Source organism: Rhodococcus sp. NPDC056506 (genome assembly GCF_042794945.1).
Classification (GTDB): Bacteria; Actinomycetota; Actinomycetes; order Mycobacteriales; family Mycobacteriaceae; genus Rhodococcus_F.
In genome coordinates, this window is the sequence record NZ_JBHTSW010000024.1 from 53,408 (window position 1) to 71,916 (window position 18,509).

3 protein-coding genes are annotated in these 18,509 nt (G+C 63.4%); all 3 read left to right on the plus strand.

Annotation, left to right across the window (positions count from 1 at the left end):
- Positions 1-16 precede the first annotated feature (16 nt).
- The gene (locus ACFQ6H_RS19235; RefSeq protein ID WP_378647936.1) at positions 17-16,708 is read left to right on the plus strand and encodes an amino acid adenylation domain-containing protein; all 16,692 of its coding nucleotides are present in this window, start codon (positions 17-19) and stop codon (positions 16,706-16,708) included.
- Positions 16,709-16,858: 150 nt separating this feature from the next.
- On the plus strand, positions 16,859-18,205 hold the full coding sequence (locus ACFQ6H_RS19240; RefSeq protein WP_378647938.1) for a lysine N(6)-hydroxylase/L-ornithine N(5)-oxygenase family protein: 1,347 nt from the start codon (positions 16,859-16,861) through the stop codon (positions 18,203-18,205).
- On the plus strand, positions 18,202-18,450 hold the full coding sequence (locus tag ACFQ6H_RS19245; RefSeq protein ID WP_003945538.1) for an MbtH family protein: 249 nt from the start codon (positions 18,202-18,204) through the stop codon (positions 18,448-18,450). Before ACFQ6H_RS19240 ends, ACFQ6H_RS19245 begins: the two co-directional genes overlap by 4 nt.
- The last annotated feature ends 59 nt before the right edge of the window (positions 18,451-18,509 follow it).

Here is an 18,509-nt window from a genome sequence, read left to right on the forward strand (position 1 = left end):
GATGATCGGATTCTCGATGTCTGACCACTCTCAGGTAGCTCACCCGGCTGTATCGGGCGGTGGCCATCTGGACGCAGCGCTCCCGGCGACGGCCGCTCAGCGTGAGGTGTGGGTTGCTCAGAACGTCGATCCGAGCAGTCCGGTCTACAACATCGGACTGGTCGTCGAGGTCGACGGGACGATCGACGTCGAGCGCGCGGCAGCGGCGATCAAGGCCACCGTCGGCCGCGTCGAAGCGCTGTTCGTGCACTTCCGGGTGGATACCGACAAGCGGCTGATTCAGGTGCCGATTCCGGAGGCGCACTGGGACGTGGAAGTACTCGACCTTCGAGGCGAGCCGGATCCCGATTCGGCTGCGCAATTGTGGATGGACACCGACATGGCTCGGGTCTTCGGTCCGGACGATCTGCTTTTCCGCCAGGTACTTCTGCTGACCGCCGACGACCGAGTCATCTGGCACCAGCGCTATCACCACAGCGTGGTCGACGGGTATGGAATCTCGCTCATCGTCGCCGACGTCGCCGAACGATACGACGATCCGAATCTCGAGACTTCTGCCCCGCTGTGGGCGCTCGATGCGGTGGTTGCAGCCGATCTGGAATACCGAAACTCTCCACGGTTCCTGCTCGACCGTCAGTACTGGGTGGAGCGAGTTGAAACAGGACCGGAAGCGACGCGGATTCTGCATGGGCAGGTGGATGATTCGCTGCCGCCGATCTCGGCGATGCTCACGCTCGATGCCGATCGCGCAGCGAAGCTCTATCGCTATGCGGCCGACGCCGGGATTCGACGAACTCGCCTGCCCATGGCCGCGCTGATCGCGTACATTGCACGCACCACCGGACAGCACGACGTTGTCGTCTCGGTTCCGATGGCCGCTCGGGTTGGCCGCGACATGCGTCGCACTCCCTCGATGGCGTCGACGATTCTGCCGCTGAGTATCCGAGTCGAGCGCTCGGAAACCATCGGCCAGTTGGCAACTCGTCTCGACACCGCCCTGATCTCGATTCTCAAACACGGGCGGTACCGGGGCGAGGATCTCGCTCGCGACATTCGGGCGATCGATCCCGACCGTCAGGTCTTCGGCCCCGGCATAAACTCGATGATGTTCGAGCACACTCTCACCTTCGGCGGTTGCCCGGTGAACGTGCGTAATTCGGTAACCGGGCGGGTCGGCGACCTGGATCTGAGTGTGCGCGGCGGACAGGACGGGGAACCGATCGAAATCGACGTCCGCGCACCGTTCGGATTCGACCGCGAACTGGCTGATCACACCGCCAGAATCGAACAGTTCCTCGATCGGTTCGTAGCCGAGCCGCAGCTTCCGATCTCGGCACTCGACCCCATGGCGCCGGCCGAGCGAGAACTCGTGCTCCACGGGTGGAACGACACTGCAGAGCCGCAGCCCGTCACGACGGTGCCGGATTTGTTGCGTAGCAGCTTCTCCGCCGATCGGGGCGCTGTCGCCGTGGTCGACGGCGACGTCCGGCTGACGTACGGCGAACTCGAATCTCGGGTATCGCAGCTCGCCGCACATTTGATCTCTCGCGGTGCTGCATCCGAAACCGTTGTGGCAATCGGGCTTCCGAGATCCGCCGAGATGGTGGTGGGGTTGTTGGCCGCCATGTGCGCCGGTGGCGCTTTCGTGCCGCTGGATCCGTCGTGGCCCGCAGAGCGCCGCGAATCAGTGCTCGCCGATGCCGGTGCCACACTGGTGCTCACCTCTGACGGCGCTGACGACTCCGTTCCGGTCGATCTCTCCGCGTGGGCGTACGAGGACGGGCCTTCGCGCCTGTCCGAGGTCATGACACCCGACGTCCGTATTCACGGTGCCCAACTGGCGTATGTCATCTTCACGTCCGGTTCGACCGGTCGTCCGAAGGGCGCCATGATCCGCCACGAGGCAATCTGTGCAAGGTTGCTGTGGCAGCGGGAGCGGATTCTCGGGTTCGGGTCCGGCGATGCCTCTCTGTTCAAAGCTCCACTCTCGTTCGACATCTCGATCAACGAGATCCTGCTCCCGCTTGTATCCGGCGGTCGATTGGTGATCGCGAAGCCCGAGGGGGAGCGCGACCCGCAATACCTGCTCGACCTGATCGCCGGAGAATCGGTCACCTTCGTCTACCTCGTTTCGTCGATGCTCGACATCCTTCTGGACCTGGCGAACGGGACTGATCAGCTCGATTCGTTGAAGCACGTGTGGTGCGGCGGTGAGGTTCTCACGCCTGAACTCTTCGATCGGTTCCGCGCCCAACTGTCCACGACGCTGTATCACGGCTACGGGCCGGCGGAAGCGACCATCGGTGTCTCCCATGTGATCTACCGCGAGGACGCGGAACGAATCGCCACATCCATCGGGCGCCCGAACCCCAACACTCGCCTGTACGTATTGGACGGCGACCTGCAACCGGTTCCGGTCGGCACCGGCGGCGAACTCTACGCGGCGGGCTTCCTGCTGGGCCGCGGATACGTGGGTGCGTCGGCATTGACCGCGTCTCGTTTTGTCGCGGATCCCTTTGTTTCCGGTGATCTGGCCGGATCCCGGATGTATCGCACCGGTGACTTGGCCCGATGGACCGCGGACGGCACCCTCGACTTCCTCGGACGCACGGACAACCAGGTGAAGATCCGTGGCATGCGTCTGGAACTCGAGGATGTCGAAGCCGCCGTGATCTCGCACCCCCAAGTGCGTCACGTGGCAGTTCTGGTGCGTCAAGCACCCACAGGCGCAAAGTATCTCGCCGCTTACGTGAGTGCAGCATCGGGGACGAGCCTCGCGATCGACTCACGGGACATTCGCGAGTGGGCGGCGAGCAAGCTCCCCGACTACATGGTCCCGACCACCGTCACCGTCCTCGACGAGTTTCCGCTCACGGCCAACGGCAAACTCGACCGCCGCGCACTTCCCGAGCCTGATCTCGCCGAACTGAGTGCGCATGTCGCCGCGAGAAACGAAGTAGAACAACAATTCTGCACGTTGATCGCGTCGGCAGTCGGACTCGATTCGGTCGGCGTGACCGACGACTTCTTTGCACTGGGCGGCGACAGCATCGTCGCGATCTCACTCGTGACCGCAGCTCGTGCGGCCGGTTTGTCGATCAGTCCACGCGAGGTGTTCCAACTGCGCACTGCAGAGGCCATGGCGCGTGCCCAGTCCGGCCGAACGGCTGAGATCGTCGACCACGCGGACCAACCGATCGGCCACGTAGCCACGACGCCGATTGCCGCCAGGGTTCTCGGAGTGTCGGACGCAGTACGAACCTTCCACCAGCGTGCGCTGATTCAGACCCCGTCAGCCTTGACGTCCGAGCATGTCCAGGCGGCGCTCGACGCCCTGGTGGCGCGCCACGATGCACTTCGTGCGACGTTGACTTCCGAAGGAACGCTGCTTGTTCCGGAGGCAAACGAAGCGGCTGTGGTCTTCGAGACCTGTGTACTGCCGGCACCTCTCGAAGAATGCGGACCGTTGATCCTCGCCGAGACCGAGCGAGCCGTCGGTCGTCTGAGTCCGGCCGCCGGCACGATGGTCAGTGCTGTTCTGTTCCGCACCGTGACCGGTCCCGGACGACTGTTGCTGGTCGTCCACCACGCAGTGGTCGACGGAGTCTCCTGGCGCATCATTCTCGAGGACCTCGCGCGCGCCGGCATCGCAGCGATGAATGGCGACGAACCCGAACTTGCTCCGGTCGGCACGTCGGTGAGGAGATACGCCGAACTCGTTACAGAAGCGGTTGGAGCAGGGCGACTGGACACCGAGATCGAATTCTGGGACTCGGTGACGGCCGCACAACAGTCGCGTCTCGGGCGTCGGGCACTCGACCCGGCGATCGACATCGCGCGCACCGCTTCGGCGCGGTCGATCACCTTACCTCCAGAATTTGCAGATCAGCTGTTGGGCAGTGTCCCAAGGGCGTTCGGGGCCGATGTGAGCGAAGTGCTGGTCACCGCACTTGCCGTGGCGCTGACCCGTTGGAGCGGGGCCGGATCGGTGACGATCGACCTGGAGGGGCACGGACGCGACGAAGACATCGTTCGCGGCGACGGCGCTGCGCACGTTGACCTGACACGAACTGTCGGTTGGTTCACCACGGTGTTCCCGGTTGCGCTCGAGATCGGCACAGCCGCTCCGGATCTCGACGCGACCGACGATCTGGCGGGGGTTCTCAAGAGCGTCAAGGAGCAACTTCGACGGGTTCCGAACGCCGGCTTCGGGTACGGAGCATTGCGATACCTCGGCGGCTCGGATCAGTTGCGTAGTTTTGCAGCGCCCGAGGTGGTGCTCAACTATCTGGGACGCACGGCCGCGGCGAAAGGGGACTGGTTCCCGGTGTCGATGGACGGCGCTGCCGATCCGTCCATGCCGTTGGGACACGCGTTGTCTGTCGACGTCGTAGCCGAGGACGCCGCCGGTGGACCACGCCTGCGAGCCACTCTGACCTGGGCGTCGAACATCTTCCTGCGTAGCGACATCGACAGGTTTGCGCGGCTGTGGCTGGACTCGCTCAAGGCCGTGTCCGGACTCGCAGCCTTCGGCGGAGCCACACCCTCGGACTACCCTCTGGTGGCGCTCGCTCAGGCAGATGTGGACGAGTTGCCGAAGGCTGAAGAGATTCTCCCACTCACTCCGCTGCAGGAAGGGATCTACTTCCATTCGGCGTTTGCCGATCCGGGGGCGGATCAGTATGTCGTGCAACAGGTTGTGGAGCTGACCGGCGCCGTGGACAGTGCGGCGCTGCACCGTGCGCTTCAATCCGTCGTCGATCGGCATGAGGCGCTGCGCACCGGATTCTCGGTCCTGGGTGACGGCAGGGTGGTGCAGGTGGTGCACCCGAGCGCTGTCGTGGAGATGGCGGTAGTCGAGGTGGCCGGCGCCGATGTCGATGAACTGCTCTCCGCCGACCGTGCGCGTGGGTTCGACCTCGCGCAACCGCCACTCGTCCGTTACACGCTTGTCCGTGCAGCTTCGGAGAAATATCTTCTGCTGCAGTCGATTCACCACGCGGTTGCAGATGGATGGTCGGTCCCGGTGATGCTGCGGGAACTGATGGCGTCGTACAGCGTCGGCGATTCCCGCATCGTGTTCCCGGCGCCGGCGCGGTACCGCAGCTATCTCGAATGGCTGGCCGGTCACGATCACGAGGCTTCGGCAGCAGTGTGGAAGAAGGCACTGAACTCTCCCGGTCCCGCCGTCGAACTGCCCGCCCCGAGTGCCGGCAGCAGCGGAATCCGCGCAACTCGGGTCGAACTGACCGGCAGTGACACTCGCGCACTGACGACCAACGGACGCTCACACGGACTGACGCTGAGCACACTGGTGCATGGCGCCTGGGGATTGGTGCTCGGCCGAATGGCCGGCCGAACAGACGTGCTGTTCGGCTCGACCGTATCGGGGCGCGGCGGCGACCTACCCGGTATCGAGACCATGGTGGGCTTGTTCATCAACACTGTGCCGGCCCGCCTGCGCTTCGATCCGGCGGAGCCTGCCTCGCAAGCACTTTCTCGCTGGCAGGAAGAACAATCGGAACTCCTCGACCATCAGTACGTGGGGCTGCCCGAACTGCGACGGACCGGCGGACTGGAGCAGAACTTCGAATCGCTGGTCGTGTTCGAGAACTATCCCCTCGGTGACACGGCAATCGCTGATCCCACGGATTCGGTGCGACTGACGGGAATTCGATTCGACGAGCGGCCGGCCTACCCACTGACGCTGATCGTCGTTCCAGGCGATCGGTTGGCGTTGGAGCTGAAGTACGACGCCGCTCAGGTGGACGGCAACGCCGCGCAGGCGCTGGCCGAAGCTCTCGCAGTGGTGCTCACAGAGCTTTCCCGCGATCTGGAACAGGTGATCGGCCGGATCGCGCTGGCACCCGCTCAGCCGGGGAGCGTCGGCACGGGCTTGGACCAGCCGCGTGCAACGCTGACCGAGCTGCTGCGGGATCAAGCTGAGCGCGCGCCCGAAGCCACCGCTGTGATCTTCGGCGACGAGGTGTTGACCTACGCCGAACTTCACTCTCGCGCTGATCGTTTTGCGCACCTGCTGCGCGAACGGGGCGTCCGACGCGAATCGTTGGTGGCCGTTGCCTTGCCGCGCTCGATCGAGCTGATGGTCGCGATACTCGGCATCGGAAAGGCCGGGGGAGCATACGTTCCCCTCGACACCGGCTATCCGGCGGAGCGGCTGACGTACATGCTGGGTGACGCCGATCCGGTGTGCGTCGTGGTGTCGGAGGATTCTTCACTCGATTCGGGTTCGGTTCCGCGGGTGACGGTATCGGAGTCCGCGCAGTTCCCCGCCGATCCGCTGAGTGCTCCGGGATCGCCCGCGGATGCCGCGTACATGATCTACACCTCAGGTTCGACCGGTCGCCCCAAAGGTGTTGTGGTCACCCACGAGGGTGTGGTCAACCGATTGCTCTGGGCACAGCAGATACGTCCGATGAACAGCTCTGACCGGATGCTGCAGAAGACCCCGTCGAGCTTCGACGTCTCCGTCCCCGAATTCTTCTGGCCGTTCCTGGTGGGGGCAACCCTGGTGATGGCCGAGCCGGACGGGCACAAGGACCCGGGCTATCTGGCCGACGTCATCGTCGAACAGTCCGTGACCCGAGCGCACTTTGTTCCGTCGATGCTCGAAGTGTTTCTCGCGGAGCCGAAAGCGGCACTGTGCACGTCCCTCGAAATCGTCAACTGCAGCGGTGAGGCACTGCCCGTTCACGTTGCACGCAAGGTCGCGGACATCCTGCCGAATGCTCTGGTGGACAACCTGTACGGCCCCACCGAAGCTGCCGTCGACGTCAGTTGGCAGCCGTCGGTGCAGGACACTCCGGCCGACGCCGTCAGCGTCCCGATCGGCGCACCCGCCGCCAACACAGGACTGTTCGTTCTCGATCCGTATCTTCAGAACGTTCCGGCCGGTGCCACCGGTGAGCTGTATCTGGCAGGGCCACAACTGGCGCGTGGCTACCACGGACGTGGGGGATTGACCTCCGAGAGATTTGTGGCGAACCCGTACGGACATGCCGGCTCGCGGATGTACCGGACCGGTGACATCGTGCGTTGGAATGCCGACGAAGTTCTCGAGTACCTCGGCCGCGTCGACGAGCAGGTGAAGGTTCGTGGATTCCGCATCGAACTCGGTGAAATCGAAGCTCAGTTGGCGCTGTGCCCCGGAGTCGCGGCAAGTGCCGTGATCGTCCGCTCCGACGGTCCGAGTAACCGCGCACAGGTGGTTGCCTACCTGGTCGGAGACGTTGACGAAGCTGCGGTGCGAGGGCAGTTGTTGTCGGTGCTTCCGGAGTTCATGGTGCCCAGCGCCTTCGTGCGGCTGGAGTCACTGCCGCTGAGTCCGAGCGGCAAGCTCGACCGGAAGGCCTTGCCTGCCCCGGATTTCGCGGCACAGGTGGGCGAAACGGTGGGAGGTGTCTCTTCGGGTGTTGCAGACCTCCTCGCCGGGCATTTCGCGACGGTTCTCGGACTGCCCAGAGTCGGGGTGCGCGACGACTTCTTCACTCTCGGCGGCGACAGTATTCTGGCGATCCGACTGGTCAACCTGGCTCGTCGGGATTCGGTAGTACTAACCCCGCGTCAGATCTTCGAATTGCGTACTCCCGCTGCGATCGCCGCAGCAGTGGGTGATGTTGTCACCTCGGCCGCTACTGTCACGACCGACATCGGCGTGGGTGATCTGGTTCCGCTGCCGGTGGTCCACCGCTTGTCCGAATGGACGGGCAATATCGATCGCTTCAATCAGTCAGTTCTGATCCATTCTCCGGCAACATCTCTCGAATCGATCACCGGCGCGTTGCAGGCCGTACTCGATCACCACGACGGACTTCGTCAAACCTTGATCCGACACGACCGCGGAATGTGGTCGGCGCGGGTGCAGGAACCCGGCAGCGTCCGGGCAGCGGACATCGTCGAACGAGTCGACGCGCGGGGACTGGGCGACGCCGAGCTGCGAACACTCGTCACTGAGCACTCCGAAACAGCGACCAGTCGATTGGATCCGTCTGCTGGGCGGATGATCTCGGTGGTCTGGTTCGATTGTGGTGCCGAGAATCTCGGGCGGCTCGCCATAGTTGCGCATCACCTGGTCGTGGACGGCGTGTCCTGGGGAACCCTGCTCGAGGACTTGGCGATGGCCTGGGTGGCGGTCGAGGCCGGAGAGCCCGCTGCACTCGATGGTGTCGGAACTTCGCTGCGCACTTTCTCCCGCACGGTGGCCGAACACGCTCACTCGGCTCATCGATTTGCCGAACTCGATCACTGGCTGACGGTGACCGCTCCGGGCGCGCATCTGATTCCCGGTGTCGAGGGCTATGCCGTTGTATCCGGAGGCTCGAGGCGCACGGTCACGGTGGACGGAGCAATCTCCGAGGCGGCACTTGGATCGGTTGCGGCACTGGTGGGTGCGGAGGGAACGGACGTTCTGCTGGCAGCACTGACGATGTCCGTCGATCACTGGCGTCGTTCCACCGGTCGTAGCGAGCGTGAACTTCTGGTCGACCTCGAAAGGCACGGCCGCGAGGAATTGGTACCGGGAACCGATCTATCGCGAACAGTCGGCTGGTTCACCACCATCGCGCCCACGCGACTGCACGCCGGGACCGACCCGGTAGCCACACTGCGCGAGGTGAAGGAGAGCCTGCGCAGTGCACCGGACGGCGGTATCGGCTACGGAATGTTGCGGTACGTGAACGCCCGCACGGCACCGACATTGGCGGGGCGATCCGAATCTCAGATCCTGTTCAACTACCTCGGACGTTCGGCGGCTGCTGGATCGACCGCATGGTCCCTGGCCGCCGAATCCGAAGCCATGTCCACCGATCCCGACGCGGACATGGGAGGGCCGTACCGGCTGATCGTCAATGTCGTCAGTGTGGATTCGGAGCTTCGCGCCGACTTCGCTTGGGCGAGTGAAGATTTGTCCGAGGAGGACGCGCGGGCACTGTCAGACGGCTGGGTTTCGGCGCTCGGTGATCTGTCGGTCGCGGCTGTGGAGCACGACGGGCCTCCCATCCTGACTCCGTCCGATGTGGGGTTGCTGGACCTGAGTCAGGCCGAGATCGACGCGATAGCCGACGCGAGCCCGACAGGTGTCAGCAGCATCCTCCCACTCTCACCCTTGCAGGAAGGCCTGTACTTCCAGGCCGGATACTCAGACAGCGGTGACAGCGCTGGCGGGGACATCTACACGGCACAGTTCTCGATGGACTTCGGACACACGCTCGACGTAGACAGGTTGGCTGCGGCCGCCCGGACACTTCAACGACGAAATCCCACCCTGCGTGCGGGATTCGTGAGCGAAGGCCTGAACGAGCCGGTGCAGTTCTTCAGCGCGGGACTCGACGTTCCGGTTGCCGTCCACGATCTCCGTGAACTGGACGACTCGACTGCGCGTGAGCGCGCCGACGGCATTGCTGCCCAAGACAGAGTGACTCCATTCGACCTGACCGCGCCGCCGCTGTGGCGTATGAGCGTGCTGCATCTGCCTGGCGGACACGATCGCCTGGTGATCAACAGGCAGTTCCTGCTGTGGGACGGCTGGTCCAACGGCCTTGTCGTCAGTCAGCTTCTGGCGCTTTACGATACCGGCGGTGACGACAGCGCATTCGGCGAACCCGAGGGGTCGTTCGAGACGTACCTCGCCTGGTTGGCAGGCCGTGACGGTGCAGCCGCCGACGAGGGGTGGCGCGGAGCGCTCGCAGGCCTCGAGGAGCCGACGCTTGTTGCCGAGCCGACGCCCGGCGTCGAAGTTCAGCTTCCGGATCGCCGCGATGCGGTTCTGTCGGAAGCGCTTTCGCGCGCGTTGCGTGAGCGCGCTGCTGCGTCCGGCGTCACGTTCAACACGGTACTGAATGCAGCGCTGGCCCTGGTGCTGGCGTCGGCCACCGGTCGGCAGGACGTCGTCTTCGGCTCCACGGTTGCCGGAAGGCCACCCGAGGTGCCGGGAATCGACACTGTGGTGGGCATGTTCCTCAACACCGTTCCCGTTCGGCTGCAACTGGATCCGAACGAGAGCGTCGAGGAACTTCTTCGTCGCACGCAGGCGGATCGTCTCTCGCTGATGCCGTACGACTACCTCGGCTTGGCATCGATCCAACGTGTCACCGAGCACCGTCAGTTGTTCGACGTGCTGATAGTCCTGCAGAACTTCGTGGACGAGAAGCAAGTAGACGCTCTCAATGCCGCCCACGACGTCAGTGGCAGCGACAGCATCGATCACACGCACTATCCGCTGACCGTCGTGGTCACACCGGGCACCACCGTCAACGTCAAGTTCGAGTTCCATCCGCATCTGGTGACCGCGCGTCGAGCCGAGGACCTACTGGGTCACTTCGTCGAACTGTTGCAGAGTTGGTCGCAGGACATGACAGGTTCGGTCGTTGCGACACCGGTTCCCGCAGTGGCGCAACAGACGCAGAGCCGAGAGTTGCCGGAGCGCACCATTGCCGACCTGTTCGAAGAGGCGGCGTCGGCGCAACCGAACGACACTGCACTCGTGTTCGGGAAGCGCCGGATGACCTACGCCGATCTCGACGGCGAGATCAACCGGATGGCGCGGTTGCTGATCAACTGCGGTGCCGGCCCGGAAAAGATCGTGGCTCTCGGTCTACCACGGTCGGTGGACATGGTCGTCGCCCTCTTCGCCGTATTGCGGACCGGTGCCGCCTACCTGCCCCTCGAACTCGACCACCCCGCCGAGCGGTTGGCCGTGATGATCGACGACGCGCATCCTGTCGTGTTGCTGACGACCGTTGCCGCCGCATCGAAGTTCGAAGGAGCGGATATCCGCACTATCGTGATCGACGAGCCGGACACAGCGGCAAGGAGACTGACGATCTCGGCGCGGGCGCTCTCCGCGTCGGAACTCGGAGTATTCGCCCCGGGGACACCGCATCGACTCGACCACCCCGCGTACGTCATCTACACCTCCGGTTCGACCGGCAAGCCCAAGGGCGTGGTCACCGGTTACCGCGGCCTGACGAACATGCAGTTCAACCACCGCGAGGCGATCTTCGAACCGGTGATCGCCGCGGCGGGCCGACGCCTGCGGATCGCGCACACCGTGTCCTTCGCGTTCGACATGTCGTGGGAGGAACTTCTGTGGCTCGTGGAAGGCCACGAGGTGCACATCTGCGACGAGGATCTGCGCCGCGACGCCGAGGCGTTGGTTGCGTACTGCGACGCACAGGACATCGACGTCGTCAACGTGACGCCGACCTACGCGACGCACCTGATCGAGAGCGGACTTCTCGACGACGGTGTGGGACAACACCGCCCGCCGCTTGTCCTGCTCGGGGGTGAAGCCGTTCCGGATTCGGTGTGGAACAAGCTGCGCGAGACCGAAGGAACCGTGGGTTACAACCTCTACGGACCGACGGAATACACGATCAACACCCTCGGCGGCGGAACGTCCGACAGTGACACCCCGACCGTCGGCAAGCCGATCTGGAACACGACTGCGCACATTCTCGACGGCTGGCTGCGTCCGGTTCCCGACGGAGTTGCCGGCGAACTGTACATTGCCGGAGCCGGTTTGGCTCGCGGCTACCTCGGACGCTTCGCGCTGACGTGCGAGCGCTTCGTCGCCGATCCTGCCGGGACCGGAGAACGCATGTACCGCACGGGCGATCTGGTGCGGCGACGCGGTGACGGCAACCTGGACTTCCTCGGCCGCACCGACGACCAGGTGAAGATCCGAGGTCATCGGATCGAGCCGAGCGAAATCGTCTCCGTTCTCGAATCCGACGAACACGTGCGTCAAGCAGCGGTGGTGGTCGACGTCGGGGCAGGTGGAGTCAAGAGGCTCGTCGGTTACGTGACACCGGTGCGCCTGGGCGTCGCGCACGATTACCGTGCGCGAGCACGAGTTCTCCTACCCGACTACATGGTTCCGGCGGTGGTGATCGAAGTGGAGACACTACCGATGACCGTCAACGGAAAGCTCGACGTCAAGGCGCTGCCCACGGCCGATTCGGTGCTGGGGGAGCGGAGTGGGACAGCGACCGCGCCCCGGAACCACACGGAAGAGGTCCTGTGCGAACTCTTCTCGGACGTGCTGGACGTGGAGGGTATCGGTGTCGACGACAACTTCTTCGACCTCGGTGGCCACTCGCTTCTGGCCACCAAACTGATCAGTCGGACGCGGATCGCCATTCCCAACAGTCTGACCATGCGTGATCTCTTCGAAGCGCCGACTGTCGCGGAACTCGCGGAACGTATTGTGGCCGAGCAGGGATCGACGCGACCGGTGCTGGTGGCGAAGCCTCGACCGGATCACCTTCCTCTTTCTGCCGCTCAACAGCGATTGTGGCTGATCGGACAGATGGAGGAGAACTCCGCGGCCTACAACTTCCCGATCGTGCTCCGCCTGGACGGCACTCTGGACGCGGATGTCTTCGCGGCGGCGCTGGATGACGTCGTGGAACGACACGAGTCGTTGCGTACGGTGTTCCGGTTGGTGGACGGAACACCGGAACAGATCATTCTCCAATCGGCGACGGTTCCGGTCGAGACAGTTCATCTCGAGACAGTTCCTTCAGCGGAATCCGACATCGCCGGCGAAGTTGCAGTGGTAGTGGGTCGTCCGTTCGACCTGTCGAACGAGATTCCGATCCGCGCACGCCTGATCCGGGTAGACGATGCCGTAGTCGTCGTGATCGTCCTGCATCACATCACCACCGACGAATGGTCCGATCGCCCGTTCCTTCGGGATCTGATGTCTGCCTACTCCTCTCGAATTCAGGGCGAAGAACCAGCTTTCGAACCGCTTCCCGTTCAGTACGCGGATTACACCCTGTGGCAACGGGAATTGCTGGGCGGCGCCGACGATCCGTCGAGCGTCCTGAGTACGCAGTTGGACTTCTGGGCGAAAAGTTTGGACGGAGCCCCGGAAGAACTGCTGCTCCCCGCCGACCGGAGCCGACCGGCAAGACCGAGTTTCTCCGGTGGCGCAGTGGTGACACGGTTAGGCGTAGACACCACTGCTGCACTGCGAGATCTGGCGCGCGAGAGCCAGAGTTCGATGTTCATGGTCCTGCACGCGGCGTCGGCGGCGTTGCTGACCGCGCTCGGTGCGGGTGAAGACCTTCCGCTCGGGGCTCCCGTGGCCGGGCGCAGTGAACAGGGGCTCGACGAACTCGTCGGCTTCTTCGTCAATACCATTGTGCTTCGCACGGATACGTCGGGTAACCCGACGTTCCGGCAGCTGGTGGATCGCGTTCGCGAGGGAGATCTCGAGGCCTTCGCCAACGCCGACGTTCCGTTCGAAACTGTGGTGGAGCGTCTCAATCCGCCGCGTACTTTGGCACGCAACCCGCTGTTCCAGGTCATGGTCGGCTATCACAGTCGCGAGGAGATGGGCGGGGATCCGTTCGAACTCGAGGAGTACACGGCCAAGTTCGATCTGGTGTTCAACTTCACCGAGTATCTCGGCGACGAAGGCTGCATCGACGTCCGGCTCGAATACGGCAGTGACCTCTTCGATCGCGAGACCGCACAGCGAATTTCGAACCGATTGGAATCGGTGATCGCAGCAGTCGTGGAATCGGCCGACATCGAGATCGGTGACATCGACATCTTCTTGCCAGGCGAACTCGAGCAGGTTGTCACCTCGTTCAACGACACCGCCGTCGACGTACCGGAAGAGACGTTCTACGACGCTTTTGCGCGTGGGGTCGCTGCTACACCCGAGGCGATCGCGGTGCGCGACGAGACAGGACAAGTCACCTACCGCGAGCTTTCCGAGCAGTGTGACCGGATAGCCGGTCTGCTGTATCGGCACGGAGTGTCGGTCGAAGACGTGGTGGGACTTGCCGTCCCGCGCTCGGTGGAGATGGTCGCGTCGGTCCTCGCCGTGCTCAAGCTGGGGGCAGCGTATCTTCCCCTGGACTTGAGTCACCCGAGCGAACGCATCACGTACATGCTCACCGATTCCCGCGCCTCGATACTGCTGTCCACCTCCGAGGAGAGTTCTCGAATCGACGATGTGGTCGGTGTCGAGCGAATCCTCTTGGACGATCCGTTGATCCGGAGGGAACTGGACGAGGCAGTGATCGTCGAGACCCCCAGGCCACCAGTCGGCGTCAGCCACGCGGCGTACGTCATCTACACCTCGGGATCGACCGGCAAGCCGAAGGGAGCTGTCCTGTCCCATGACGGTATCCCGAGCCTTGTTGCCACAGCCGAGGTTCGGATGCGACTGATACCGGGTTCGGTGGTGATGCAGTTCGCTTCGGTCGGCTTCGACGTTGCGGTATTCGAGTTGGCCATGGCTCTGTGCACGAGCAGCGCCCTGGTGATCGTGCCTCAGAACGCCCGCGTTGCAGGTCCGGCGCTCACGGATTTCATGACGAGCAATTGCGTGACCCACGCAATCATCCCTCCCTCGTTGCTGGCCGCCCTGCCGGCAGGATGCGAAGTACCGCAAGGTTGCACGGTGTTGGTCGGAACCGAAACGGTGCCGCCGGAGCTGATCGGGCGATGGGCGGAACGGCTGAATTTGCTTGCCGCGTACGGACTCACCGAAGCCACGGTGAACAACACACTGTGGCAGGCGGAGCCCGGTTGGAACGGCGCTGTGCCCATCGGAATCCCCGATCCCAACGAACAGGCGTACGTGCTCGACGATCAACTGCGTCCGGTTCCGCCGGGGGTATCCGGCGAGCTGTACATCGCAGGCCGCGGCCTGGCCAGAGGGTACTTGGGCCGATTCGATCTGACGGCACAGAGATTCATCGCAGATCCCTTCGGCGCGGGCGATCGCATGTACCGCACCGGGGACCGCGCGCGGTGGCGCTCGGACGGGAACATCGACTTCCTCGGCCGCGTGGACGATCAGGTCAAGATCCGTGGTTTCCGAATCGAATTGGGTGAAATCATAGGAGCACTCAGTGCCCATCCGTCGGTGAAGCAGGCGACGGTCGTCGCGGATCGACAGGGCGAAATCACGCGCCTGGTCGGGTACGTGTCACCGGAACCCGGTGTTGTCGTCGACACGACGGCAGTGCGGAACCTCGCGGCAGTGTCGTTGCCCGACTACATGGTTCCGACCTTGGTTGTCGCCCTTGACGGTCCGCTGCCGCTGACGCCCAACGGAAAGCTCGACCGTAAGGCGCTGCCTGCCCCGGACTGGTCGGAGCTGGCGGGTGATGTTGCTCCTCGCACGGCGGTGGAGTCCACGGTCGCGGCTGCCTTCGCGGAGATACTGCAACTCCCGAGCGTCGGAGTCCACGACAGTTTCTTCGAACTCGGTGGGCATTCGATGGCATCGATGAAACTGGTCGGTCGCATTCGCGAAGCGTTCGGCGTGGACGTCAGTATTCGCGACGTATTCGACGCGCCGAGTGTTGCGGAGTTGGCCGCCGTCGTTGCGCGTTCGGAAGGTGGGCGTCCGATCCTGGCGCCGGCGGTGAAACGTCCGGAGACGATGGGTCTGTCTGCGCCGCAACGTCGTCAGTGGGAGTTGTTCCGCTCGGCCGGCGAGCACCCGCAAGCAAGCCACGCTCTGGCGCTGACCCTGAAATCGAAGATCGATCCGGAGATTCTCGGGCACGCCTTGGACGATGTGACGTCGCGGCACGAACCACTGCGGACAACCTTCGTCGAGGTCGACGGCATCGTCGTGGCAAGAGAATCGGTGCGGCCGACTGTCGATGTGGTCGATGTCGGCGCCGGCGATGTGGGTCGAGTGGTGTTCGAACTGGCTCAACTTCCGATGGATCTGCGTGAGCAATCGCCATTGCGGGTTCATCTGGTGCTCGGTGAAGACGGCTCTCGGACACTGCTTCTCGTCATGCACTACATTGCCGTCGACGAGTGGTCCGTTGTGCCCTTGCTGGGAGATCTGGTCTCGGCCTATGCGGCCAGGTCGCAGGGAGATCAACCGATCTGGGACGAGTTGGCGTTGACGTACGCCGACTACACCGTGTGGTCCGACGAGCTGTTGGGTGACCCCTCTGATGGCACCAGTCGCGCGTCGAAGCAACTTGCGTACTGGCAGGATGCGCTCGACGGAATACCGACCAGTGTGAATCTTCCGTTGCCGGAAGGTGACTCGGAGCCTCGAGGTGACGTGGTCGCTGTCGACATCGACGCGGATCTGCACGCCAGAATCGACGCTCTGGCTGCGCGCACCGGCACGAGTATGTTCATGGTCCTGCAGGCCGCACTGGCCAGCGTTCTCACGAAGGCCGGCGCGGGTACCGATCTTCCTATCGGTTCACTGGTTGCGGGCAGGTCGGATCCCCGTCTCGAACCGATGATCGGATCATTCTTCAATGTTGTTCTCCTGCGCACGGATACGTCCGGTAGTCCGACGTTTGCAGAATTGCTGGCTCGCATCCGGGAAAACAATCTGGAAGCGCTGAGCAATCAGGACGTCTCATATGTGTATGTCGAGCAGGCACTGGGTAATCCGGCGTCCATGAGACCTCAGGTGATGGTGATCCATCACCAACAGGCCGATTTGGACGGGCTCGGCGACTTCGGTTCTCTCGTACCGATTCCGGTGGGAGTGCCCGATGCCGATGTGACGTTGAGTTTTTACGAGCCGGTCGGCGAAGGGCCTGTTTTTGCAACTCTCGGGTTCCGTGCCGACCTCGTCGATGCGGGCGAGGTCCGTGAATGGGCAGGTCAGCTGGTCGACGTGATCGAGGCTGCGGCGCTCGTCGAAGGCGATGACGCGAGCGAGGGGGCGAAACTATGACATACGTCGCATCCCTCCGCGGGGTGGACCGCTATACGGGGGCTCGCAGTGTTGATACCCTCACCTCATTAAGGGTAGCCTTTGCTACTTACTTCGGGACATCGATTGGCGGCCGTACCAGGTCGTCCCGTCGGGGATGGACTACCTGTAATGAGTGAATCACCGAGAGACTCCAGCGCCGAACCCGCAGTGGTCGACATCGTCGGCGTCGGGTTCGGTCCGGCCAACCTTGCGTTGGCCATCGCTGTCGAAGAACACAATGCAAATTGTGCAGCCGTTGATCGGGTGAACGCGCGGTTCTTCGAAAAGCAGTCTCAGTTCGCGTGGCATCCCGGGATGCTGCTCGACGGTGCCACGATGCAGATCGCGTTTCCGAAGGACCTGGTGACGTTCCGCAACCCACAGAGTGGATACAGCTTCTTCTCGTATCTGTTCGAGCAGGGGCGTCTGGTCGACTTCGTCAACCACCAGACCTTCTTTCCCACTCGCCACGAGTTCAACGACTACCTGTGCTGGGCAGCTCGACGAGTCGACGCGGACGTGCAGTTCGGTACGACCGTCGACGGGGTCGAGGGCATCAGGAATTCCGACGGCGCGGTGGATCGCTTTGCGGTTCGCACGGCCGACGGTGAAACGGTGATCGCGCGCAACATCGTCGTCGGCGCCGGACTGAAAGAGCGGATCCCGGAGTGGGCAACGCCGTCGTCCCGGTGCTTCCACAATCACCAGTTCCTCTTCCACCTCGAAGCAATGCCAGAGCCCGTGCACAACAGGTTCGTCGTTCTCGGCGCCGGTCAGAGTGCCGCGGAGATCGTCGACTACCTGCATGCGAACTACCCGAACGCCGAAGTCCACAGTGTTTTTGCCCGCTACGGCTACAGCCCGGCAGACGACAGCCCCTACGCAAATCGCATCTTCGATCCCGAAGCCGTCGACCAACTGCACGGCGCCGACGCCGCGGAACGACGTCGACTTCTCGATTTGCACCGCAGTACCAATTACTCGGTCGTCGACATCGAACTGATCAACAAGCTCTATGCCACCGAGTACCAGGAGATGGTTCGCGGGCCGCGGCGGCTGTTCATGCGTCGGGCCTCGGAGATCACGAGTGCCATGGAGACCGAATCCGGCATCGAACTGGCTGTTCGTAGCAATCTCGACGGCTTGACCGACACGCTCTCGTGCGACGCACTCATTCTGGCCACGGGTTTCACCCCGGCACCGCTGGACAATTTGTTGGGTGAACTCGTGCCGGATTCGTCCGTTCCGCGTAACGTCAGTCGGGATTATCGACTGGCTGTAACGGAGGACGTGACAGGCGGTATCTATCTGCAGGGTGGGACAGAACAGACTCACGGATTGACGTCGTCGCTGCTGTCGAACGTGGCAGTGCGGGCGGGGGAGATTCTGGCGTCGGTACTGAGCCACCAGAACCGAACTGGTGCGCTTGCTAGTCTGGGCGCACAAGACACGTACGTAACGAGTGAGGCGAGATGAGCACTAACCCTTTCGATGACGAAGACGGCCGCTTCTACGTGCTGGTGAACGACGAGGACCAGCACTCGCTGTGGCCCACGTTTTCCGAGGTCCCCGCCGGCTGGCGCGTGGTGTTCGGTGAAGACAGCCGCAAGGCGTGCCTCGAATACGTCGAGGCGAACTGGACCGACATGCGTCCGAAGAGCCTGCGTGAAGCCATGGAAGCCGATCAGGCTGCCGGCGGAAAGCACGCAGTCGAGAGCTGATTCTCTCACCGCTCGGAACCCCCGAGTGAACAGAAAAGAGCTGGGCACCGTCAGGTGCC

Bases quoted from the DNA above. Each gene is read 5' to 3' on its own strand.
- ACFQ6H_RS19240 (WP_378647938.1), top strand. From the start codon at position 16,859: ATGAGTGAATCACCGAGAGACTCCAGCGCCGAACCCGCAGTGGTCGAC.
- ACFQ6H_RS19245 (WP_003945538.1), top strand. From the start codon at position 18,202: ATGAGCACTAACCCTTTCGATGACGAAGACGGCCGCTTCTACGTGCTG.
- ACFQ6H_RS19235 (WP_378647936.1), top strand. From the start codon at position 17: ATGTCTGACCACTCTCAGGTAGCTCACCCGGCTGTATCGGGCGGTGGC.